Source organism: Arthrobacter sp. P1_B11 (assembly GCF_056406715.1).
The window spans coordinates 1-21,473 of record NZ_JBFTZQ010000045.1 but is presented as its reverse complement, the minus strand read 5'-3'; the positions used below and the strand labels follow the sequence as shown (position 1 = coordinate 21,473).

Sequence of the window (21,473 nt, the reverse complement as noted above, 5' to 3'; positions counted from 1 at the left end):
CAACCTCGGCAACACCACCGGCGCAGGCACCGAAACCATCCCCGCAGCGGACGCCCTCGTCGACGTCAACCTCGGCGAAACGCGTCTCCTGGGCGATGGCGGCGCGGCAGCCGAAGGCACCGTCGACGCCACCGTCGACGTCAACCTCGGCAACACCACCGGCGCAGGCACCGAAACCATCCCCGCAGCSRACGCCMYCGTCGACGTCAACCTCGGCGAAACGSGTCTCCTGGGCGATGGCGGCGCGGCAGCCGAAGGCACCGTCGACGTCACCCTTGGCACCGGGACGGGTACTTCCCTTGGTCTGGGTATCGACCTTGGCGTCCACCTCGGTACTGACACGGGCACCACACCCCCTGCGTCAGATCCCACGGACGGATCCGGAACGGGATCCGATCCTGCAGACGGATCCGGAACGGACGCCGGCACCACCGACGGCACCGGCACCCCGGACCCCGGCACCGGCGGAACCGGCACCGGCACCTCGGACCCCGGCACCGGCACCACCGACAGCTCCGGCACCGCAACGGGATCGGACTCCGGAGCCCTTGCCACCGGCGGGACCGGATCCGGAATCGTTGTCCTGCCTGCGGGTTCAATGACAACGGACTCGTCAATGGCAGCCAACACGTCCGCGGCAGCCATGGGCTCCGGCCAGACAGTAGGCGCCACGCAGTCCCTCGCCAACACCGGCGCAGACGCTGGCCTGCTGCCCCTCGCCCTCGCACTCCTTGCCATCGGAATGCTGATGGTCATCCGGAGGAAGAAGGCATAGCCCCCTGAAGGAATAATCAGCCGGGACCGCGCGTCCGGGCTGAGCACAACGGACCCATATCGGCGGTCCGGCTTCGACTGGTCCTTGGACGCTCCGAAGCCGGACTGCCGATAAGGCCGTGTCCGGGGCTGGCCCGTTCGGGGCATCCCCTGCGGCATCTCGGCGTCCTCCGCTCCGCGCGCGTATTACCCTTAACGGGACCCACTGCGGATAAGGACGGCAAAGTGTTGGAAGATTCGCCCAGCGGGATGACGGCTGATGTGCTGGACGGCCGCTACAGGCTCGGAGAAATAATTGGCCGCGGAGGCATGTCATCGGTCTACACGGCCCGGGACGAGAACCTCGGCAGGGACGTGGCGCTGAAGCTCTTCGCTCCTCAGGCTGCTGACGCGGATGAGCTCAAGCGTCAGGAAGCCGAGATCAAGCTGCTCGCCACGCTCAACCATCCGAGCCTCGTGACACTGTTCGACGCCGGCGTGGACACCCGTGTGCCTGACCAGCCGCGGCCGTTCCTCACGATGGAACTCGTGGCGGGCCAGGACCTTCGGGGCCGCCTCCGCCACAGCCGGGTTCCGCTCGAGGAGCTGGCCGTGATCGGAGCCGGGGTCGCCGACGCGCTGGCGTATGTGCACGGTCTGGGCATCATCCACCGCGATATCAAACCGGCCAATATCCTTCTCGTACAGGTGCGCCCGGGAGAACCAGTGCGGCCCAAGCTGACCGACTTCGGCATCGCCCGGATCGTCGACGGCACCCGGCTCACGGCGACCGGTACCATGGTGGGCACCGCGGCGTACCTGAGCCCGGAACAGGCCATGGGCTCGCCGCTGTCGCCGGCCACGGACATCTACTCCCTGGGCCTCGTGCTGCTGGAATGCATCAAGGGAACCGTGGAATATCCGGGCAGCGCAGTGGAATCAGCGGTTGCCCGGCTGCACCGCGCACCCGAGCTTCCCGCGGACCTCCCGGCAGAGTGGCAGCACCTTCTGGCCTCCATGACAGCCCTCGATCCACTGGACAGACCCACCGCCGCAGACCTGGAGGTCGCTCTGCGCCAGGCCCTGGTTTCGCCGGAATCCGTGCCGGGCGACGTGGCCGAGGAGCATACCCGTGTCCTGCCCGCCCTGCCGTCGCGGCTGCCGTCGTCAGTGCTTCCGGAAGGCTACGCCCAGACCGAAGAGCCCGCTGAAGACACTGCCACCGCACGGCAGAACAGCGACACACGCCGGGACGGCAAGAGGCCCAGCCGGCGCGTCTGGCTGGCGTCCGCCGTCGCCGCTGCCGCCCTGCTCGCCGGTGGAGCGGCGGTGACCGCCGCCGTAATGGCCCCAAAAACGCCCGACGTCGTGACGTATCCCAAGGTGACCGGAACCATGGGTGATCATCTCGCTGAGCTGCAAAAGAGCGTTCAGCCGTGATCCCGCACGCCGGGTTGCGCCCGCAGGGCATCCGGCGGAGCAGCGCGTTGTCGGCTCTCGCCGCCGGCGCGCTTGCCGTCAGCCTTGCGGGCTGCGGCGGCACTGCCGCGGAGTTGGAGACCGCTGCCGCGGGGCAACTGCAGCAGCGCGTGCTGGCTGTCACCAAGGCAGCCGCGGGGAAGAATCCGGCCGCCGCACTCAAGTCCCTTGACCAGCTGACGTTGGAGCTCGACGCCGCCGCTGCCGCCGGCCAGGTTTCCTTCCGGCGCCACCAGAGCATCACGGTGGCCGTCAACGCGGTGCGCGCCGACCTCGCGGCCGTGCAGGCGGCCACGAAGGCCACGGCCAAGGCCGCTCCTCCCGCGTCTCCCGCAACGACTTCACCGGTTGTCGTCTCCCCGGCGCCCGCGCCGGCCACCGGCGGACAGCCGGGCTCCGGGCAGGGCAAGTCAGGGCAGGGCGAAAAGGGCAAGGGATCGGACAAAGGCAAGGGGTAGTCTGCGCGACGTCGCCGGTCAGCGCAGTTTAAGAGCCGGGCAGGCAGGAACGCACGACGGCGGTGCTTCCTGCCTGCCCGGCCTTCAGCAGGCAGCTGGCCTGTTAAGTGTTCTGCGGTCCTGCGGCAGACGCCGGGAAACGCTCCCACGTCCGGTGCGCTGCCAGCAGTTCCTGGATAGTGGGCAGGACATCTTCCGGACCGTCGCCCAGCACTACGCCGGCTGCGTCCTCCGTGATGCTGGCTGCATCCACTCCCGCGGCACCTGATCCCCATGCCCCGATTGCCTTGGCATGACGGAAGGCCTCAGACAGCAGGAGCACCACCCGGGGATCAAGCGAGGCACCCGGTTCGCCGGCCTTGGCATCGAGCCCCGGCTCAGCATTGTCGGCGGGGGCGCCGGAGCCCGCCACAACGACTGCGTCGAACTCCGTGGAGCGCGCGGTGAGATAGGTCCGCTGAACCGGGATCCCGCCGTCGTTCTCCGCGCCGAGGGTTCCTCCCACGGGCGCGATCACCAGCGGAACGATTCCGGCGGCGTGAAGGGTCTTGCGTGCTGCGCGCACGGAATCAAGATCGCTGGATCCGTCCGCGACGATACCCACTACCCGGCCGGCAACGGGCCAGGTCTGCCCGAGCTGGGACAGGGCTGGGCTCGGATCCGCGTCAGGCACTGCCTCAGTGGCCTCGGGCGCCGGCATGCCAAGTCCCTGCGCCACCGCCGCGCACAGCCTGGAATCGATATTGGCCAGGGCAAGCAGCTGCCGCTCCCGGATCACCTTCTCGTAGCACTTGCCCAGTTCGAACGTATACGCCTGGATCACGTGCTCCTGCTCCACCGGCGTCAGGCTGCGGAAGAACAGCCGCGGCTGGCTGAAATGGTCGTCAAAGCTCGCCGGAGACTTCCGCTCCTTGATGGCCTCCGCAATCGCTTCCGGAACCTCCGCGAACGCGCCCAGATCCTGCCCGGCTTTGAAGGGGCACCCGCCGTCCAGCGAATTCGGCCGGTACGGGGCGACTCCCCCGTGAACGGCCGTCTGGTGCATGCCGTCCCGCAGCATGTCGTTCACGGGAGCCTGCGGACGGTTAATGGGGATCTGGCCGAAGTTGGGACCGCCAAGCCGGGAGATCTGCGTGTCAAGGTAGGAGAACAGCCGGACCTGAAGGAGCGGATCGTTGGTGACATCGATTCCGGGAACCAGGTGGCCGGGGTGGAAAGCAACCTGCTCTGTCTCCGCAAAGTAGTTGACCGGGTTGGCGTTGAGTGCCATGAGACCGATGGGCTGCACGGGCGCGAGTTCCTCGGGCACGAACTTCGTGGGGTCCAGGAGGTCGATCCCCTCGAACATCTGATCTTCGGTGTCCGGGAAAGTCTGGATTCCCAGCTCCCACTCCGGGTAGGCGCCTGCCTCGATGGCGTCGGCAAGATCCCTGCGGTGGAAGTCGGGGTCCATGCCGTTGATGATCTGGGCTTCTTCCCAGACCAGAGAGTGCACGCCCTGCTTGGGCTTCCAGTGGAATTTGACGAGCGTGGTGCCGCCCTCGGCATCCACCAAGCGGAAAGTGTGAACGCCGAAACCTTCCATGGTCCGGTAGGAACGCGGGATACCGCGGTCGGACATGTTCCACATCGTGTGCGCCTGGGCCTCAGTGTGAATCGAGACGAAGTCCCAGAAGGTGTCGTGGGCGCTCTGGGCCTGCGGGATCTCGCGGTCCGGGTGCGGTTTGGCCGCGTGGACAACGTCCGGGAACTTGATGCCGTCCTGGATGAAGAACACCGGGATGTTGTTGCCGACAAGGTCGTAGGTGCCTTCGTCGGTGTAGAACTTGGTGGAGAATCCCCGGGAGTCCCGCACCGTATCTGCGGACCCCCTCGAGCCCAGGACGGTGGAGAACCTCACGAACACGGGGGTCTCCACGTCCTTGGCCAGGAAGCCCGCCCGGGTGATTTTGGCAGCCGTTCCATACGACCTGAAGATTCCGTGCGCGCCGGCGCCACGGGCGTGGACGACCCGCTCGGGGATCCGCTCGTGGTCGAAATGCGTGATTTTCTCGCGGAGATGGTGATCCTGCAGCAGGATGGGACCACGCGAGCCTGCCTTCAGGGAATGGTCAGTGTCGCTGAGCCGCAGTCCTTGCGCGGTCGTAAGGTACTGGCCGGACTGCGCCCGGGAATTGGCTGGGGCGCCGGTGGGGGTGCCGGTTGGGGACACTGCCTCGGGCCCCTGTTGGTCAGGCTTGGGAGGTAACGGCTCCCGGGACGTTGTGGGCTCCTCGGCGCTGGGAGGCTCGGGAGCGGGCGCACCAGGGATATTGATGTTGGTCTCTGCTGACATGAAATGCTCCTTCTATCTTGGACAGCCTTGGCAAGATTCGGCACACAATAGAAAAGCTAAGCCTGCTTAGCACTCTATGGAATATGCCTTCAGGCCACAACCGAGGTCCGTTTTTCGATGGACGCCGTCTTGGTCAGCAAAGGTACTGTCTCTCTTCAATTGCATCGCGCTTCGGACTAGCTTGGAGATGTTCCACCGAACGTGCAGCTATCAGAACCGCGGGCTGACCGCCCGCTCCCTGAAGGAGTGAACTACGCATGGCAACTGTTCAGGAATCCATCGACGTCGATGTCCCCGTGACCAAGGCCTACAACCAATGGACGCAGTTCGAGGACTTCCCGCACTTCATGAGCGGCGTTGACGCGGTGCGCCAGCTCGATGACACCACCGTTCATTTCGAGACAAGCATCGCCGGCGTCAAGCGTGAATACGACGCCCAGATCACCGTGCAGGAGCCTGACCAGCGTGTCAGCTGGGAGAGCCTGAACGAGCCCCGCAACGCAGGAACCGTATGGTTCGAGTCCCTGGGACCTGAGCAGACCAAGGTCAATGTCGAACTCACCTGGGAACCGGATTCCGCGGTGGAGAAGGCTGGCGCCGCCCTGGGCCTGGATTCCCGCCAGGTTGCCTCGGACCTGAAGAAGTTCAAGAAATACATCGAGAGCCAGGACTCCGAAACCGGCGCGTGGCGTGAAAGTGTCCGCGACGGCGACGTCGAAGACACAGCCGGGCCAACGGGTACCGCTGCGGCCGCCGGAGGGGCCGGGGCTGCCGGAGTAGCCGGGGCTGCCGGAGTAGCCGGGGCTTCCGGCGCTGGAGTGGGGGCGGCCGGCGCTGCTCCGGCCGGTAGCTACGGGACAGACGACGACGGCACGGGCTATGCGGCCGGACCCGGAATGGACGCGACCCCCGGCCGCACCTACGAATCCGGTGACGGCTACGACACCGCAGCCACCGAAAGGCCGGTGGATGCGGATCCTGACATGGCGGTCGACGCCCCCTATGGCGACACGGAAGCAGGTGAGCCCCGGATAGACACCAGGGGTGACACCCGGCGGGACGAAACCCCGGACCGCTAACCGGTTCGTCCGGCCCGGCTGAGCCGGCCGGGCTAACCCGGACGGTCAGAACAAACTAAAGCAGAAGCGCCCCGCCMCTCGAGTGGCGGGGCGCTCCTGATCTGTTGAGAGTGTAGGCGCTAGCTCAGGCTCGCGACAACCTTGTTGAGCGTCGCGGACGGACGCATGACAGCAGCGGCCTTCTCTGCGTCCGGGCGGTAGTAGCCACCAATGTCCACGGGCGAACCCTGGACGCTCAGCAGTTCGGAAACAATGGCGTCCTCGTTGGAGGCGAGGGCCTCGGCGATGGCGGAGAAGGACGCTGCCAGTTCGCCATCCTCGGTCTGCTTGGCCAGCTCCTGCGCCCAGTACAGGGCCAGGTAGAAGTGGCTGCCGCGGTTGTCGAGTTCACCGACCTTGCGCTTCGGGGACTTGTTCTCCAGCAGGAACGTGCCGGTTGCACGGTCCAGCGTGTCCGCGAGCACCTGTGCACGGGCGTTGTCAGTGGACGTGGCCAGGTGCTCGAAGCTGACAGCGAGGGCCAGGAATTCGCCGAGGCTGTCCCAGCGGAGGTGGTTTTCGTTCAGCAGCTGCTGGACGTGCTTCGGAGCGGATCCGCCTGCCCCGGTCTCGAAAAGGCCGCCGCCGTTGATCAGCGGAACCACGGAGAGCATCTTGGCGCTGGTACCAAGTTCGAGGATCGGGAAGAGGTCCGTCAGGTAGTCGCGCAGCACGTTGCCGGACACGGAGATGGTGTCCTCGCCCTTGCGGATGCGCTCCAGGGTGAAGGCCGTGGCCTTGTCCGGAGACATGATCTCGATCTGCAGGCCCTCAGTGTCGTGCTCCTTGAGGTATTCACGGACCTTTTCGATGAGCTTGGCGTCGTGGGCGCGGTCTTCGTCCAGCCAGAAGACGGCAGGTGTGTTGGACGCGCGGGCGCGGGTCACGGCCAGCTTGACCCAGTCGCGGATCGGCAGGTCCTTGGTCTGGCAGGCGCGCCAGATGTCACCCGGGGCCACCTCGTGCTCGACCAGGACCGCTCCGGAACCGTCAACGATCTGGACCTTGCCGGGGACCTGGATCTCGAAGGTCTTGTCGTGGCTGCCGTACTCCTCTGCGGCCTGGGCCATGAGGCCGACGTTCGGCACCGTGCCCATGGTGGTGGGGTCGAAGGCACCATTGGCACGGCAATCGTCGATGACAACCTGGTAGATGCCGGCGTAGGAGCTGTCCGGGAGAACTGCCAGAGTGTCGGCTTCCTTGCCGTCCGGTCCCCACATGTGGCCGGAGCTGCGGATCATGGCCGGCATCGAGGCGTCCACGATGATGTCGCTCGGGACGTGCAGGCTGGTGATGCCCTTATCAGAATCGACCATGGCCAGCGCCGGGCCTTCTTCCAGGCCCTTCTTGATCGCGGCCTGGACGCCCTCGCGGACGTCCTCCGGAAGGTCTTCAAGCCCGTTGAGGACCGCGGCAAGTCCGTTGTTGGGGCTGATGCCGGCGGCGGCGAGCTGCTTGCCGTAGGTGTCGAACAGTTCGGAGAAGTAGGCCTTGACCACGTGGCCGAAGATGATGGGGTCCGAGACCTTCATCATGGTGGCCTTCAGGTGTGCCGAGAAGAGCACGCCTTCTTCCTTGGCGCGCACCACCTGGGCCGCGAGGAACTCGTCGAGGGCCGCGGCGCGCATCACGGTGCCGTCGATCACTTCGCCGGCGAGGACGGGGAACGCCTTCTTGAGGACCTTGACCGTGCCGTCTTCGCGGACCAGCTGGATCTCGATGGTGCCGTCAGCCGGGATCACCACGGTCTTTTCGTTGGAACGGAAGTCATTTTCTTCCATGTGCGCAACGTTGGTTTTCGACTCGGAAGACCATGCGCCCATGGAGTGTGGGTTCTGGCGGGCGTAGTTTTTCACGGACAGCGGAGCGCGGCGGTCGGAGTTGCCCTCGCGCAGGACCGGGTTCACGGCGGAGCCCTTGATCTTGTCGTAGCGGGAGCGGATGACGGTCTCTTCATCGGAGGACGGGTTGTCCGGGTAGTCCGGCAGGTTGTAGCCCTTGGCCTGCAGCTCTGCGATGGCGGCCTTCAGCTGCGGCACGGAGGCGCTGATGTTGGGAAGTTTGATGATGTTGGCTTCCGGCTTCTTCGCCAGGCCCCCGAGCTCAGCCAGGGCGTCGCCGATCTGCTGCTCTTCGGTGAGGTAGTCGCCAAAGACAGCGATGATGCGGCCGGCCAGCGAAATGTCGCGGGTCTCCACCTGCACACCTGCCGTGGAAGCGAAAGCCTCAACGATCGGCAGGAACGAATATGTAGCCAACATCGGCGCTTCGTCGGTGTGGGTATAGATAATTTTGGCCATGCTCGGGCGTCTCCCTGGAGGTCGGCTTGTATATGGAATCCGGTCTATTTCACCAACCTTTAACTTACCCGAGGACGCCGCGTTGAACCCCACCCGAGCGGCCGGATCCCGTTCCGTGACCTCACGCCACGCCCCCAAGGTGACCAATCCCATTGTCCCCAGCCCGGCGGACCTTTATCTTTAGGTCATGGAAGAAAACCGCTTAGGCGGCTGAACGTCATTCAGTAACCCCTTGCGGCAGGGGCAGAGCGCATTACCCCTACCTGGAATACATAACTTGAAATGTCTATCTACAGAGCTTGTCATACCCGGGTAGGTTCAATCCGTCACTCGGCGGGCAGCACCATCGCCCGCCCCACCCCGATCGGTAGGACCACAATGACGAGCACAAAGTCTCTGGCCACTAGCCTCATAAGCCTTTCAGCAGGCTTGCTGCTGGCGCTGTCCGCAGCTGGCGGCGCAACGGCCTCTCCTTCAAAGTCGCAGGATTCGGGCCAGCCGCAGGTCGCCACCTCCACCGTCGCGAGTGCAACCACCACCGTCTCGGGTGCAACCACGGCAGGTTATTGGACGCCCGAGCGCATGCGCGCCGCCATTCCCGGCGATGTGCTGGCTGACCGGGCGGTTGCCCGGCAAAACTCCAAAGGCACCAATTCCGGCCCCAGCGTGGAGGAGAAGGGTTCCAGCACCAAAATCGCCGGCACGTCCGGAAAGGCCAGCAAGACAACCGCACTGCACAAGGATGAGCTTCCGGTAAACCACATCGGGAAGGTGTTCTTCACCCTCGGGGGCGCCAACTTCGTGTGCTCCGGGAACTCCGTGGTTTCGACCAACAAGAGCACCGTCTCCACGGCCGGACACTGCGTGAATGAGGGCCCGGGCGCCTTCGCCACCAACTTTGTCTTCGTTCCGCAGTACAAGGACGGTGCGGCACCCCTCGGCAAATGGCCGGCCAAGGCGCTGTTTGCGCCGAAGCAATGGAGCGGCGACGGAAACATGCAGTATGACACCGGCTTCGCGGTCGTTTCCCAACTCAACGGCCAGAACCTTGCCGACGTCGCAGGCGCCTCGGGTGTCGCTTTCAACCAGGCACGCGGACTGAATTACAAGTCGTATGGTTACCCGGCCGCCGCACCGTTTACCGGCCAGACCCTTGTGAGCTGCACCGGCAAGTCAGCCAATGACGTCATCAACCCCCAGTTCGACACCCAAGGCATTCCTTGCGACATGACCGGCGGTTCCTCGGGCGGGCCATGGTTCATGGGCTCGGACGCTACGGCGTTCCAGAACTCCATCAACAGCTATGGCTATGGCACGCGCTCCACAACGATGTTCGGTCCTTACTGGGGCGACACAATCCAGCAGGCCTACAAGAGTGCATCGGCCACCAAGTAAGGACGGTCCGCGACCCGACGAGGAGGACCCGGTAAGCCGCTCCGACGCCAGCCAGACCCCGGAAGAAATTCTGGAGTACTGGACGCCGGAGCGGATGGCGGAAGCGAAACCGCGTGAGGTCCGGCTCCCGGACCCTCAAGGCCGACCGGACCCTCAAGGGGAACCCGGCCCACAAAGTGAACCAGGCCTCCAAGGTGAAGCAGGACCGTCACCTGAGGACGGCTGAATCAAGTTAAAGCCCGACGGCGGTTGTCCCCATAAGGGGGCAACCGCCGTCGACGTTTCACCGCGTTCTAGTGGAAACTGCGCGCTAGTGGAAGAAGTGGCGCGCGCCCGTGAAGTACATCGTGATGCCTGCCGCGTTGGCTGCCGCGATGACCTCATCGTCCCGGACGGAACCGCCGGGCTGGACCACGGCGCGGACGCCGGCGTCGACCAGTATCTGCAGGCCGTCGGCGAACGGGAAGAACGCGTCCGAGGCAGCCACGGCGCCGCGGGCACGCTCCGGCGCCCCGCTCGCGTCGCCGCCGGCGGCGCCGCCGGCGGCGTCGACGTCGGACGTCACGGTGACGCCCAGGCTGTTGGCGCGCTCAACGGCAAGCTTGCAGGAGTCCAGGCGGTTGACCTGGCCCATGCCGATGCCCACGGCAGCGCCGTCAGCGGCGAGCAGGATGGCATTGGACTTGGCTGCCCGGCAGGCGGTCCAGGCGAAGGCGAGGTCGGCCAGCGTGGCCTCGTCCGCAGCTTCACCGGCGGCGAGGGTCCAGTTGGCGGGGTTGTCGCCTTCGGCGTCCACCTTGTCGGAGACCTGGACCAGAACGCCGCCGGAGACTTGGCGGATTTCTGCCGGGTAGCGGCCGTAGCCCTCCGGGAGGGACAGGAGGCGGATGTTCTTCTTCTTGGAGAGGATCTCGACGGCTTCGGGCTCGAAGCCGGGGGCGATGACCACTTCGGTGAAGATGCCGGCCACGGTGCGGGCCATGCCGGCAGTGACTGTGCGGTTGGCTGCGATTACGCCGCCGAAGGCGGAGACAGGGTCGCAGGCGTGCGCCTTGGCGTGGGCGTCCGCGATCGGGTCTTCGGCTGAGTCCGAACCGACGGCCACACCGCACGGGTTGGCGTGCTTGATGATGGCGACGGCGGGCTCGGTGAAGTCGTAGGCTGCGCGCAGGGCGGCGTCGGCATCCACGAAGTTGTTGTAGCTCATGGCCTTGCCGTGCAGCTGGTCGGCCTGGGCGATGCCGGCGGGGGCTGCCCTGTCCACGTACAGGGCGGCCTGCTGGTGCGGGTTTTCGCCGTAGCGGAGAACTTCGGAGCGTTCCAGCGCAAGGCCGGCGTAGGCCGGCCAGTCAATGATGCCGTCGCCGTCTTCGTCCAGGAACTGGCTCGCCGTCCAGGTGGCCACGGCGTTGTCGTAGGTGGCGGTGTGCGCGAAGGCCTTGGCGGCCAGCCGGCGCCGGGTCTTCAGGTCGAAGCCGCCTTCACCGGCGGCGCGGACAACCTCACCGTAGAACGTGGGATCAACCACAATCGCGACGGCGGCGTGGTTCTTCGCGGCGGATCGCACCATCGCGGGGCCACCGATATCGATCTGCTCCACCACGTCGTCCTGGGCGGCGCCGGACTTGACGGTCTCAACGAACGGGTAAAGGTTCACCACCACGAGGTCGAAGGTTTCGATCTCCATGTTGGCGAGGGTATCCATGTGGGCCGGAACGCGGCGGTCGGCCAGGATGCCGCCGTGCACGCGCGGATGGAGGGTCTTGACGCGGCCATCCAGCATTTCCGGAGAGCCGGTGACTTCCTCGACTTCCTGGACCGGGATGCCGGCCGCGGCGATCTTCTTGGCCGTGGAGCCGGTCGAGACGATCTTGACGCCTGCTGCGTGCAGGCCCTTGGCCAGCTCCTCCAGACCGGTCTTGTCGTAAACCGAGATCAGGGCTCGGCGGATGGGAACACGGTCTAGCTGCGTGAAGCTCACAAAGGTCTCCGTCTTTTTACGCGGTTGTTGCCGCGGTTGGTGGGGATAGGGCCAGTTTATCGCGTTGCCGGACGTGTCCTTCCTGCCCGCCCGAGTGTGAAGGCCGCGCACTTCCGGAGCGCCGCAACGTAAGGTTTTAACAGGAGGCCGAGATGAACACTTACACCACTGTGCCCAGCGGCGAACAGGTGGTCCAGGAACTGCCGTGGCGCTGGAAGGTGCAGGGCCGGATTTTCGTGATCGGCGGCCTTGGATTCATGTTTGATGCCTGGGACGTGACGCTGAACGGCATCCTGATTCCGCTGCTGTCCACCCACTGGCAGCTCACCCCCGGCGAGGCCGGCTGGATCGGCACGGCCAACCTGATCGGCATGGCGCTCGGTGCGTTTATCTGGGGCACCATCGCCGACACCATCGGGCGCAAGAAGGCCTTCACGGCCACGCTGCTGATCTTCTCGCTGTTCACCGTTTTCGGGGCGTTCTCCCCCGACTTTGTCTGGTTTTGCGTCTTCCGCTTCATGGCCGGATTCGGTCTGGGCGGCTGTATCCCCGTGGACTACGCGCTCGTGGGCGAGTTCACTCCGCGCCGGCAGCGCGGCAGGGTCCTCACCGCCATGGACGGGTGGTGGCCCGTGGGAGCCGCGCTGTGCGGCTTCGTTTCGGCGGGGCTGGTGGCGGCCTTCGCGGACTGGCGACTGACCATGCTGGTGATGGTGCTGCCGGCCCTGCTGGTTTTCTGGATCCGCCGCAGCGTCCCCGAATCGCCCTTGTTCCTCATCCGCAAGGGCCGCCGTGAGGAAGCCGCCAAGGTCATCGACGATCTGGTCCTGGCCACCGGCGCGGAGCCTCGCGCCTACAGCCTGCCCGATCCCGGGGCCGTCCCGCGCCTTTCGGCCGGCAGCGCCTGGCAGCAGCTGCGCGGCGTCTGGCAGTTCAACTGGAAAATCACCGCCACCGCCTGGGCCCTGTTCTTCAGCATCCTGCTGGTCTACTACCTGTCCCTGACCTGGATGCCCCGGATTCTGATCGGCGCTGGGTTCGCCGAGTACAAGGCGTTCCTTACGACGGCGGGGATGGCCGCCGTCGGACTTCTTGGCGTGGTGGCAGCGGCGCTGCTGGTGGAGCGGATAGGCCGCAAGTGGCTGCTGGCCGTCACCGGACCGCTGTCCGCCCTGGCACTGGTGATCGTGGCCTTTGTGGTGGACATTCCGACGGCGGCCGTGGTCTGGCTGCTGGTGTTCGGCTTCGTGGTGCAGGTGGCCATTCCGGTGCTCTACACCTACGTCTCCGAGCTGTACCCCACGGAGCTGCGCGGCACCGGCTTCGGCTGGGCGTCCACGTTCTCGCGGCTGGGCGCGGGCTTCGGCCCGCTGATCTTCGCGAACTACTTCTGGCCCGAGCTGGGTCTGGCCACATCGTTCGCCCTCGCCGGCGGCCTGGTGGTGCTGGCCGTGCTGTGGATGATGTTCTTCTCCCCCGAAACCAGGCAGCGCCGCCTCGAATAGCGCTTCGAGCTAGTTCGGAGTGTGCGCCGCGGCCAGCTCGGCGAGGGTGGACACCAGAAGCCGGCGTTCCACCACCTTGATGCGTTCATGCAGGGTGTCTTCGGTGTCGCCTTGCTCGATGGCCACGGCTTCCTGGGCGATGATGGGCCCCGTGTCCACGCCCGCGTCAGCCCAGTGAACGGTGCAGCCCGTCACCTTCACGCCGTAGGCCATGGCATCCCGCACACCGTGGGCGCCCGGGAAGGACGGCAGCAGGGCGGGGTGCGTGTTGAGGTATTTCCCGTCGAACGCGTCGATGAATTCCGGGCTCACGATCCGCATGAAACCGGAGGAAACCACAACGTCCGGCTGGTACGCCTCCACGGCTTCCGTTAGGGCGGCGTTCCAGGCGGCACGGTCCGCGTAGGCCTTGAAGTCCACCACGAACGTGTCGATCCCGGCGTCGGCCGAGCGCTCCACCCCGAACGTTCCCGGCCGGTCCGCCCCCACCGCGGCGATCTCCACGTCCAGCTCCCCCGCTTGCACTGCGTCGATGACAGCCTGGAGGTTGGAGCCGGTTCCGGAGACGAGGACTACGATGCGCATTGCTCCAGCTTATGCGGCTGCTCGCGTAGGCTGGAAAACATGAACCCCACCCCCGGCCCGAACGGCTCACAGCGGACAAGGCATCCGCTCAGCGAGGACGCAAAGTCCTCGCTGCTGAAGACGCACACCCTCTTTCGCATGTTCATCGTGGCGGTGCTGGGCTCGTTCTTCGTCTTCCAGCTGGACGTCGGCTACCTGTGGCTGGCGTCAATCCTGACCGTGGCCGGGATCATCCTGGGAATCATGGTGCTCATCCGTGCCGTCAGGCTCAAGGAATCCAGGCTGGTGCTCTTCGGAACCATCTCGGGCCTGGTGGTGTCCGCCGTGATGGTGCTGCTGGTGCTGGCCTCCGCCTTGTTCTTCAACCAAGTGCGTGACTACCAGCAGTGCGCCCGCCACGCCCTGACCAGCCAGGCGAGCAACGACTGCCGCGCCCAGCTTGAGAACTCGATGCCCGGCCAGTTCCGCTGACCGTACGGGCTACTTGCCCGGTGCCGTCCCGAGGTCGGCTTCCCGCAGTTGCTGGCGGCGTTCCAGCCACGGCCCGGCTGCGTAACCGACGACGACGCCGATGCCCGCTTCCGCTGCCACCCAGACTGCCGTCCACAAGGGGTCGGGACCGATCTCCGTGAGCCGGCCGATTCCGGCCGAGCCGCCCGCGATCCACGCCAGGACGCCGGCCAGCAGGCCGGCGGCGACGCCTATGATGATGCCGAGGAACAGCGTGGAGGCTGCGGCCGTGAACCAGCGGACGCGGACCTTGATGGACAGCCACTCGTCGAGGTGGTTCTCGCCTTCACGCAGGAACCACCAGCCGGCCAGGACACCGGCGAGTACCGGCACCACCAGCGCCACGAGGCCGTAATCCAGCGGTCCGGCGGGAATTGCTGCAAGCACGGGTACTGATGGAAGCGGCCCGGCTGCGGTGCCCAGCGGGCCCACCTGTGAACCAGCACCGAGGGCGAAGCCCGAGCCGGACACCCAGGCGAGCGCGAAGACGGCAAGGTTGGGAATGAAGCCGAGCTGCGCGATGGTGAGGACCGCGCCTCCCATGGCCCCGGCGTTGAGCCCTTCATATACAGCCACCACCAGGTTCCAGTGGATGACGAGATCCACCGCCAGCAGGGCCGCCGACAGGGCGAGCGCCGCCATGATGGCCAAGAACCCGGCCTTCGCGGCAGAGGCCAAGTACGATCCCGCCCAGCGTGAATGCTGGCTGGTCCGGGCGATCCAGTCAACGGCGTCGACGCCGATCAGGCGGCTCCACGAGCCAGCCTCGCGCCGCGCACCGATCACCATGCCCAGGGCAAAGGGAACCAGCGGCAGTAGCGCGGCCCACCAGAGGAAGACCCCAACGTCGTCCGTGCGGCAGACAAATCCCGTGGCCACACCGAAGGCAGAATAAACGAGCCAGGACCCCAGCAGCGCCTGCCAGAGCTGGTCAGTATAGGAGGCCCGGGCCAGGCGCCGGCCCGCCCGCCAGGCCAGCAGGAACGGTATCAGCGTCAGGCCCAGGGGAATCAGCGAGAGCGTGCCCGTTTCCGGCCGTGCCGCAGCCCCCTCGGCGACGATGGTCAGGTACAGGGGCACCCCGTGAATGACCAGCCAGGCCTGGCCGGCAAGCCGCGCCAATACGTCGACGTGTGTGTCCTGGAAACCGGACGTTGCCCACACGGCCACGATAGGGGCGACGACCACCAGCGCGGAAATTATCGCCGCCTGGGCCGACTCCAGCCCGCCCTGCAGCCACAAGGGCATGGGAAGGCCACGGTCTCCGGTCTGATCAGCGCGCAGTTTCATCGTGTCCCATCGTGCCACGGGCGGCCTGGCTCTCCTGTTTTCGACAGGCTCAATGCCGGCAGAAGACAGGCCGGAGTGAATCCGGGCAGGCTTCTATGCAGGCAACGCCCAGCGCTTTTTCGGGCGTACCGACGTAAAATTACTGTGTCCGCAATCAGTGGTTGGAGGCAGAAAATGACTACCGCATCCCCACATGCACACGGCGTTCACTTTGGTCGGACAGATGTCCAGAACGTTGGCATGGGTGTTGGTATTGTCGCGTTGGTGGTTGGTGTCCTGGGGTTCATCCCTGGTGTTACCGCACGTTATGGCGAAATGATGTTCCTTGGGCCTGATTCGCACGCCATGTTCCTAGGCCTGTTCCAGGTATCCATGCTGCTCAACATTGTGCAGCTGGTCATCGGCGGAACCGGCTGGGCCATGTCACGCAATGAAATGGGTGCGCGCAGGTTCCTCATGGGCGCCGGGGCGCTGTACATCATCCTCAGCATCTACGGGCTCAGTGTCGGCGTGGATTCGGCGGCCAATTTCCTGTCGCTGAACATGACGGACAGCTGGACCCTCCTGGTGGTGGGTGTACTGATGATTGCCGCCGGCTGGATGTTCTCGCGGCATCTGGCCGAGGACAGGAAATAACCCGGAACGCGAACGCCCGGGAACTAGGAGCCGCGAATGAGTAGATATCTAATCTGAGTATTCGTACTACCGGTTGGTGCAGGTGCCACACGAAAGTCCGTGGGCAGCTGCACCAACTTTGTGTCCGGGCTCTCTGAGCTGAACCGGACCTCGTGGCGGAGCGTCGTGAGACCCGCGCCGGGTCCGGCGGTTCGACGGCGTCCCTTGCGTTTAGAAGCGGATCAGGGAGTACGGCAGGCTCGGCAGATTGCCCGCCGTCCAGGGCCGTTGAGGCGGTTCGGACGGGACATTGCCGCGACCGTCGCGCAACACCACCACGACCGTGCCGATGATTGCCAGCGCTGCAATTACGGCAAGGATTACCAGGACGACGACGATCGATCCAGACATCACTCCAACACCTCTGACATCAATTTTACGGCGGAACGGGCATTGCCATCAGGGTTGTTCTGCCCGCCAGCCTGCCGATAGTAAGCAGGCGAATATTTTTGACTCTGGACGGAACCGGCGCCCGGGCATATGCTGATCTCCCATTGCCTCTGGGGGGTGAATCGGAATGGGCAGCAGCCTGCGTCTTCTTTGCGCCATATCGTTGCGCGCGCTCCTGCTGCCCGCAGTGATCGCGCTGGCTTGGCTCATCTGGGGTGCAGGAACGGCGACGGCATCGTCTCCGGACACCGGAGCGCTCAGTTCAGAGTCGCTGAATTCCGGATCATTACTCGCCAAGCCCCTCAGGTCCGGCCTGGCCGGTGACGCAGCGATCTCAGCGGTGACCGACTCTGCCGAGGCAGTCATCGGGAAGGCATCGGGGGTGGTTTCCACCGTCACCCGAACGGCCGCGCCGGTGCTGTCCGAGGTCGACAAAGTCATTGGCACCGTAAATAATACCCTTGCCTCAGTAGATCCGCGTCTGCCACAGATCCCGGTTCCGGGCGTCACCGTTCCCGAGGTCCAGGTCCCGGGCGTCACCATTCCCGAGGTCCAGGTCCCGGGCGTCACCGTACCGGTAGTCCCTGTTCCGGGCGTCACCATTCCTGAGGTCCAGGTCCCGTCTGTGGACGTTCCTACCGTTCCCACACCGCTCCCCTCGGAGCCGCGGCCGGTTCCCGCTCCCGACGCCGAACGCCCGGCGGCGGCGGTTCCTTCGCCGTCAATTGGTGAACCCAAAGCTCCGGCGGCTTCCGTGGTTGAGGCACCGTCCACGACGGGAAGCGTATCCGTCGCAAAGAACGCCGCACCGGCATCACCCGGAGCCAACTTTGCGGACTCCGATTCACGCGGCCAGACGCTGGCGCAGCTTGCCATGACGTCCTCGGGACGCCCCCTGGCGGCAGTCACACTCCATGCGCGACCGCTCGTGCACACCCCGCTCGCCCCGGAGCACGCCTACCTCGCCGCGACACAGGGCGAGTCCGGTTCCTCGCTCTCGGGCTCTGACGGCCCCGGCGGGCAGGCTGCAGATGTCACAGGGGCGTGGCGCAACTTCTCCCGGGACCTCGGGGCGCGCGTCCTCGACGCCGCCACTGCCCTTCCTTCCAGTCCGGCATTCGATCCGGGGTCTTCCCCCGACTGAACAGGTCAACTCTGCCTTCATCACGGCAGAAACGACCACCTGCGCCACCGGCGTACGGATCCCAAAGTTCAGTCAAGGAGAACATGTCATGTCTACCCACGCCTCGATGCTCGCTGCCTCCCGTTGCCCCCTGCCCTCGTCCGGAAGCGCGCACAGCCACTCCGGCCCTTCCCGCGCCGGCATCGGCAACTGGCCCGACCCCATGCGCGGACGCATCGGCAATTGGCCCGACCCGATGGCCGGTTTCATCGGCAATTGGCCGGACCCGATGGCCAAGGGCAGCCTCGCTGCCGGGTCTTGAAAACACGAGAAGAAAGCAGTAAAAAGCACTGCCCCCGCTCCACCAGGCGGTGGCGCGAGGGCAGCGCTTATTCGCATTCAGTTTTCCGGACTGCTTTCCGGCGGCCCCGCCTTCTCTGCGGTCTCAGCCACTGATTCATCTGGGCGCACTTCGTCCGGTTCTGTTTTCTCCGAACGGACTGCCTCCGCCTTGGGCGGACCGGGAAAGTAGCTGATGACCCGCGAGAGCTCCCGGCTGAGCACAGTGCCGCCAACCATGTCCGGAGGCAGGGCCTCCTTCTCCACTCTCCGGGCTGCCGCCAGAGCCTGCAGCCCGGCTTCCGTTATCGCCACCTCGTTGCTGCGCCGGTCCGTGGAACTGGACCGGCGGGAAACAAGCCCGGCTCCCTCAAGCCGCGCGAGCACCCTGCCCAGCGATTGGCTGCGAACTTTGATGTCGGCGGCAAGCCGCTCCTGGTTGAGCGGCCCGGCCGCGAGGCCTTGAAGGGCGATGACGGCCGCATGGGTGAGGCCCAGGTCAGCAAGGGCCTGATCCTGTCGGCGCTGGATGAGCCGGGCGGCCATGGACAGCAAGTGATGGGGCCCCCACGGCTCGGCGTCAGCATTCGGGACCATCGGTTCCGTCCTTCCTTCTCGAGCCTGAGTTGGTCAGGAGCAATGCCCCGGCCGCAGCGACCACGGGGGCCGGGACCGCCCGGCCCCCGTGCTTTGCGTGTCAGCGACGGGTGTCGTCAACGCCGTCGGTCTCAATGCGCTCCTTGCGGACTTCCTCATCAACTGTGACCTCGTCCGTGACGGTTTCGGTGTCCAGGCGGACCCGTTCCACGGGCACAGTCTCCTTGTCCACGACCGGCCGTTCTTCGTGGAGGATGACCTCGTGTTCCTCTTCGCTGAGGTCCGGGCCGCCCATTGCGGCACCTGCGTTTCCGTCCGTGATGGGTTCGCGTTCCACCCGTACTTCCTCACGACGCACCGGTACCGTCTGCGTGACATTTTCCGTCGTCACGTACTTGCGCAGCCGCGCCCGGCCGGTGGCCTGCCTCTCGGTGCCCACGTTGAGGCGCTCCTCGGAACGAGTCATGGCGTCGTCCGTGGTGGGGACCGAAGTGTCCCGGCCCACCGTGCCTGATTCGTCCGCTGCGTTGTAGGTGCCGCCACTTGCAGCAAAGCCGGCGTCGCGCTCTGTGTTCGAGTACCGCTCCGTGTTCGAGTACCGCTCTGTGTTCGAGGACTCGGTGTCGCGGTCGATGACACCGCCAGTGCCCCGACCTGATGTGGCGTCCGTGCCGGATGCGACCTCCGGGTAGGTCCCGCCGCCGCTGAGCTGATAGTGGTCGTACAGACGTTCCTCCTCCGAAGGCTCAAGGTGGCCGTCTGTGTCCACCCGCGGCGCGTCCTTGACCTGTTCCTTCGAGTAAGGGACCACGATGTTGTCGCCATCGATGCGGGCGCCTTCAAGGGGAACGAAGGACTCGGAAGTCCCGAAGAGGCCCGTCCGCACCGTCACCCATGTGGGCTGGCCGTTGTCGTCATCCGCGTAGATCTGGCCGATAGAGCCAATCTTGCCCCCGTCAGTGGAGAGGATGTCTCCATCCCGCTGGAGCAGGTCGTCGATATGTTCCTTGGTGAGCATTCTTGTCTCCTTGGATCTTGACTATTGGTGCAACTGGCTTGCTGGCTGTACGCCCTGGTGTTGCGGGCGCTTTGCCGGTGCGGCCCGGCGGCAGGGATACCTCTGGCTGAGGAAACCGGCGGTCCGCTGGAGAGATTTCTGAAGGTCAACCTCGCATCTACACCCTAAGCATGCTTACTATCGTATTGGCAAGCCTGCTTAGCATTTTAATGTTTTCGGAAGGCCGGCAAGCAAGGAGGCGCCGGCCCTGGTGACGCGGCGGCGGCGCCCACTGAAAGCGGCAGCAATCCCGAAATCTCCATCGCAAGTCAAGAAAAAAGACAAGGGTGCTTACTATTTATTAGTAAACATGCTTACCATTGCATGCCAGCAACGCTGGTTCTGAACAGCAGCTGACCCTTTCGGAAAGAGAGAGCGAAGATGACAGAGAACCAATGGCCGCAGGACGGGAGCCTCACGGTTCCCCCGGCTACACCGAACTCACCGGCTTACGGCTCGGGCGTCTCCTCCGGGAGCCCGGCGTCAGCCTCGAAGACCGACACGGCGAAGGAAGAAGCCGCCAATGTGGCTGGCCAGGCCGCCGGCGCCGCCCAGAATGTGGCAGGCACCGCCAAGGCCGAGGCAGCAAATGTGGCTTCCGAAGTGAAGACCAATGCCAAGGATCTCCTGCACCAGGCGAAGTCCGATCTGACAAGCCAGGCCGGCACCCAGCAGCAGAAGGTAGCCGAGGGACTTCGGTCCATTTCCGGCGAACTGCACACCATGGCCAACGCCTCGGATCAGCCCGGCGTCGCCTCGGACCTCGTCCGCCAGGCCGCAGAGCGCTCACAGTCCGTAGCATCATGGCTGGACAACAGGGATCCGGGGTCGCTGCTGGACGAAGTGAAGTCCTTTGCCCGCCAGCGCCCGGGCACCTTCCTGCTCCTCGCTGCCGGCGCAGGCGTCCTTGCGGGCCGCCTGGGCAGGAGCCTGCAGGCCGGGGCCCCCGCCGCTACCCCGGCAACCGGCACCGCCGTTCCGCCCCAGCCGGTTCAGCCGCCCGTCACGGAAACCGCAGTCGGAGCCGGCATAGGTGAGCCGTTCTACGACGAATCCGCACTCGGTGAGCCCGCCTTCGGCGAGCCGGCCTACGGGGAGCAGACCTATGGCACCCCCGCGTACGGCGAACCGGCCGCCGGGGAGCCCGCTTTCGGCGAGCCTGCTTTCGGGGAGCCCGCTCGGCCCGGCATGGCAGGTCCGGCTTCGGCGCAGACCCTTCCGGGAGGTTCCCCGGCAGGAGTTCCGCTGCGTGACGTCGATGACCCCTTTGCCGAAGGCGAAGGACGCCACCTGTGAGCAGCCAAATACCGGAGACCCACTCCACTGCCGCGCACGCCAAGGCGGATTCGACGTCCCTGGGAGATCTCCTGGGTGAAGTCACCCGGGACCTGTCCACCCTGATCAGGCAGGAAATAGAACTCGCCAAGGCCGAACTGAAGCAGTCCGGCACCCGGGCCGGCAAGGGCGGCGGCATGCTCGCCGGCGCCGGCGTGGCCGGGCACTTCGTGCTCCTGTTCCTGTCCATCGCCCTCTGGTACGCCCTCGGTGAACTGATGGGCCTCGGCTGGTCCGCCGTCGTCGTT

Annotated in this window: 19 protein-coding genes and 1 pseudogene; 12 read left to right on the top strand and 8 right to left on the bottom strand. The window is 65.6% G+C overall.

From position 1 onward, the window contains the following. The 3 genes and pseudogenes from AC1D14_RS21880 to AC1D14_RS21870 all read left to right on the top strand — a co-directional run. Window positions 1-775 (top strand): annotated as a pseudogene (locus AC1D14_RS21880) (hypothetical protein); the annotation flags it as partial. Between the two features lie 224 nt (window positions 776-999). Beyond that, window positions 1,000-2,193, top strand: coding sequence for a serine/threonine-protein kinase (locus tag AC1D14_RS21875; protein WP_230117089.1), 1,194 nt, complete (start codon window positions 1,000-1,002; stop codon window positions 2,191-2,193). After that, window positions 2,190-2,690: a mucin-associated surface protein gene (locus tag AC1D14_RS21870; RefSeq protein WP_230117088.1), complete on the top strand. Its 501-nt coding sequence runs from the start codon at window positions 2,190-2,192 to the stop codon at window positions 2,688-2,690. Before AC1D14_RS21875 ends, AC1D14_RS21870 begins: the two co-directional genes overlap by 4 nt. 103 nt (window positions 2,691-2,793) lie before the next feature. On the opposite strand, the gene AC1D14_RS21865 is transcribed toward AC1D14_RS21870, so the two are convergent. Then, window positions 2,794-5,025, bottom strand: coding sequence for a catalase (locus AC1D14_RS21865; RefSeq protein ID WP_476969167.1), 2,232 nt, complete (start codon window positions 5,023-5,025; stop codon window positions 2,794-2,796). A 257-nt stretch (window positions 5,026-5,282) separates the two neighbouring features. On the opposite strand from AC1D14_RS21865, the gene AC1D14_RS21860 reads away from it, so the two are divergent. Further along, window positions 5,283-6,104, top strand: a complete 822-nt coding sequence (locus AC1D14_RS21860) for an SRPBCC family protein (protein WP_230117086.1) — start codon at window positions 5,283-5,285, stop codon at window positions 6,102-6,104. A gap of 119 nt (window positions 6,105-6,223) precedes the next feature. Here AC1D14_RS21860 and AC1D14_RS21855 read toward each other — a convergent pair whose 3' ends face one another. Then, window positions 6,224-8,443: an NADP-dependent isocitrate dehydrogenase gene (locus AC1D14_RS21855; protein WP_476969166.1), complete on the bottom strand. Its 2,220-nt coding sequence runs from the start codon at window positions 8,441-8,443 to the stop codon at window positions 6,224-6,226. Window positions 8,444-8,821: 378 nt separating this feature from the next. Between AC1D14_RS21855 and AC1D14_RS21850 the strand changes: the two genes are divergently transcribed. Continuing rightward, a complete protein-coding gene (locus tag AC1D14_RS21850) occupies window positions 8,822-9,838 on the top strand; it encodes a trypsin-like serine peptidase (protein ID WP_230117084.1) in 1,017 nt (338 codons plus the stop codon). A 310-nt stretch (window positions 9,839-10,148) separates the two neighbouring features. Here the strand turns inward: AC1D14_RS21850 and purH are convergent, their stop codons facing one another. Next, on the bottom strand, window positions 10,149-11,819 hold the full coding sequence (gene purH, locus AC1D14_RS21845; protein ID WP_230117083.1) for a bifunctional phosphoribosylaminoimidazolecarboxamide formyltransferase/IMP cyclohydrolase: 1,671 nt from the start codon (window positions 11,817-11,819) through the stop codon (window positions 10,149-10,151). 152 nt (window positions 11,820-11,971) lie between these two features. Here purH and AC1D14_RS21840 point away from each other — a divergent pair, with 152 nt between their 5' ends. Beyond that, entirely contained in the window at window positions 11,972-13,324 is a 1,353-nt protein-coding gene (locus AC1D14_RS21840; protein ID WP_230117082.1) for an MFS transporter, read from the top strand. A gap of 9 nt (window positions 13,325-13,333) precedes the next feature. Here the strand turns inward: AC1D14_RS21840 and purN are convergent, their stop codons facing one another. Next, window positions 13,334-13,909, bottom strand: coding sequence for a phosphoribosylglycinamide formyltransferase (gene purN / locus AC1D14_RS21835; RefSeq protein ID WP_230117081.1), 576 nt, complete (start codon window positions 13,907-13,909; stop codon window positions 13,334-13,336). A gap of 39 nt (window positions 13,910-13,948) precedes the next feature. Here purN and AC1D14_RS21830 point away from each other — a divergent pair, with 39 nt between their 5' ends. Further along, window positions 13,949-14,380 carry a hypothetical protein gene (locus AC1D14_RS21830; RefSeq protein ID WP_230117080.1) on the top strand — a complete coding sequence of 144 codons (432 nt, stop codon included), beginning with the start codon at window positions 13,949-13,951 and terminating at the stop codon, window positions 14,378-14,380. 9 nt (window positions 14,381-14,389) lie between these two features. Here the strand turns inward: AC1D14_RS21830 and AC1D14_RS21825 are convergent, their stop codons facing one another. After that, window positions 14,390-15,709 carry a cell division protein PerM gene (locus AC1D14_RS21825; protein ID WP_230117185.1) on the bottom strand — a complete coding sequence of 440 codons (1,320 nt, stop codon included), beginning with the start codon at window positions 15,707-15,709 and terminating at the stop codon, window positions 14,390-14,392. A gap of 240 nt (window positions 15,710-15,949) precedes the next feature. Here AC1D14_RS21825 and AC1D14_RS21820 point away from each other — a divergent pair, with 240 nt between their 5' ends. Beyond that, window positions 15,950-16,345: a DUF4383 domain-containing protein gene (locus AC1D14_RS21820; protein ID WP_476880985.1), complete on the top strand. Its 396-nt coding sequence runs from the start codon at window positions 15,950-15,952 to the stop codon at window positions 16,343-16,345. 210 nt (window positions 16,346-16,555) lie between these two features. Here the strand turns inward: AC1D14_RS21820 and AC1D14_RS21815 are convergent, their stop codons facing one another. Beyond that, the gene (locus tag AC1D14_RS21815; protein ID WP_230117184.1) at window positions 16,556-16,735 is read right to left on the bottom strand and encodes a hypothetical protein; all 180 of its coding nucleotides are present in this window, start codon (window positions 16,733-16,735) and stop codon (window positions 16,556-16,558) included. A 166-nt stretch (window positions 16,736-16,901) separates the two neighbouring features. Between AC1D14_RS21815 and AC1D14_RS21810 the strand changes: the two genes are divergently transcribed. Then, window positions 16,902-17,918, top strand: a complete 1,017-nt coding sequence (locus tag AC1D14_RS21810; protein WP_476969165.1) for a hypothetical protein — start codon at window positions 16,902-16,904, stop codon at window positions 17,916-17,918. 88 nt (window positions 17,919-18,006) lie between these two features. Then, a complete protein-coding gene (locus tag AC1D14_RS21805; RefSeq protein ID WP_230117077.1) occupies window positions 18,007-18,219 on the top strand; it encodes a hypothetical protein in 213 nt (70 codons plus the stop codon). A gap of 77 nt (window positions 18,220-18,296) precedes the next feature. On the opposite strand, the gene AC1D14_RS21800 is transcribed toward AC1D14_RS21805, so the two are convergent. Both AC1D14_RS21800 and AC1D14_RS21795 read right to left on the bottom strand, forming a co-directional pair. Further along, complete coding sequence (locus tag AC1D14_RS21800; protein WP_230117076.1) at window positions 18,297-18,833, bottom strand: MarR family winged helix-turn-helix transcriptional regulator; 537 nt, start codon at window positions 18,831-18,833, stop codon at window positions 18,297-18,299. 100 nt (window positions 18,834-18,933) lie between these two features. Then, window positions 18,934-19,851 carry a PRC and DUF2382 domain-containing protein gene (locus AC1D14_RS21795; protein ID WP_476969164.1) on the bottom strand — a complete coding sequence of 306 codons (918 nt, stop codon included), beginning with the start codon at window positions 19,849-19,851 and terminating at the stop codon, window positions 18,934-18,936. 420 nt (window positions 19,852-20,271) lie between these two features. Here AC1D14_RS21795 and AC1D14_RS21790 point away from each other — a divergent pair, with 420 nt between their 5' ends. Together AC1D14_RS21790 and AC1D14_RS21785 are read left to right on the top strand one after the other, a co-directional pair. Beyond that, on the top strand, window positions 20,272-21,186 hold the full coding sequence (locus AC1D14_RS21790; protein ID WP_230117074.1) for a hypothetical protein: 915 nt from the start codon (window positions 20,272-20,274) through the stop codon (window positions 21,184-21,186). Continuing rightward, window positions 21,183-21,473, top strand: a 291-nt coding sequence (locus AC1D14_RS21785; RefSeq protein ID WP_476969163.1) for a phage holin family protein, incomplete at its 3' end; no start/stop codon positions are given. The genes AC1D14_RS21790 and AC1D14_RS21785, both read left to right, overlap by 4 nt.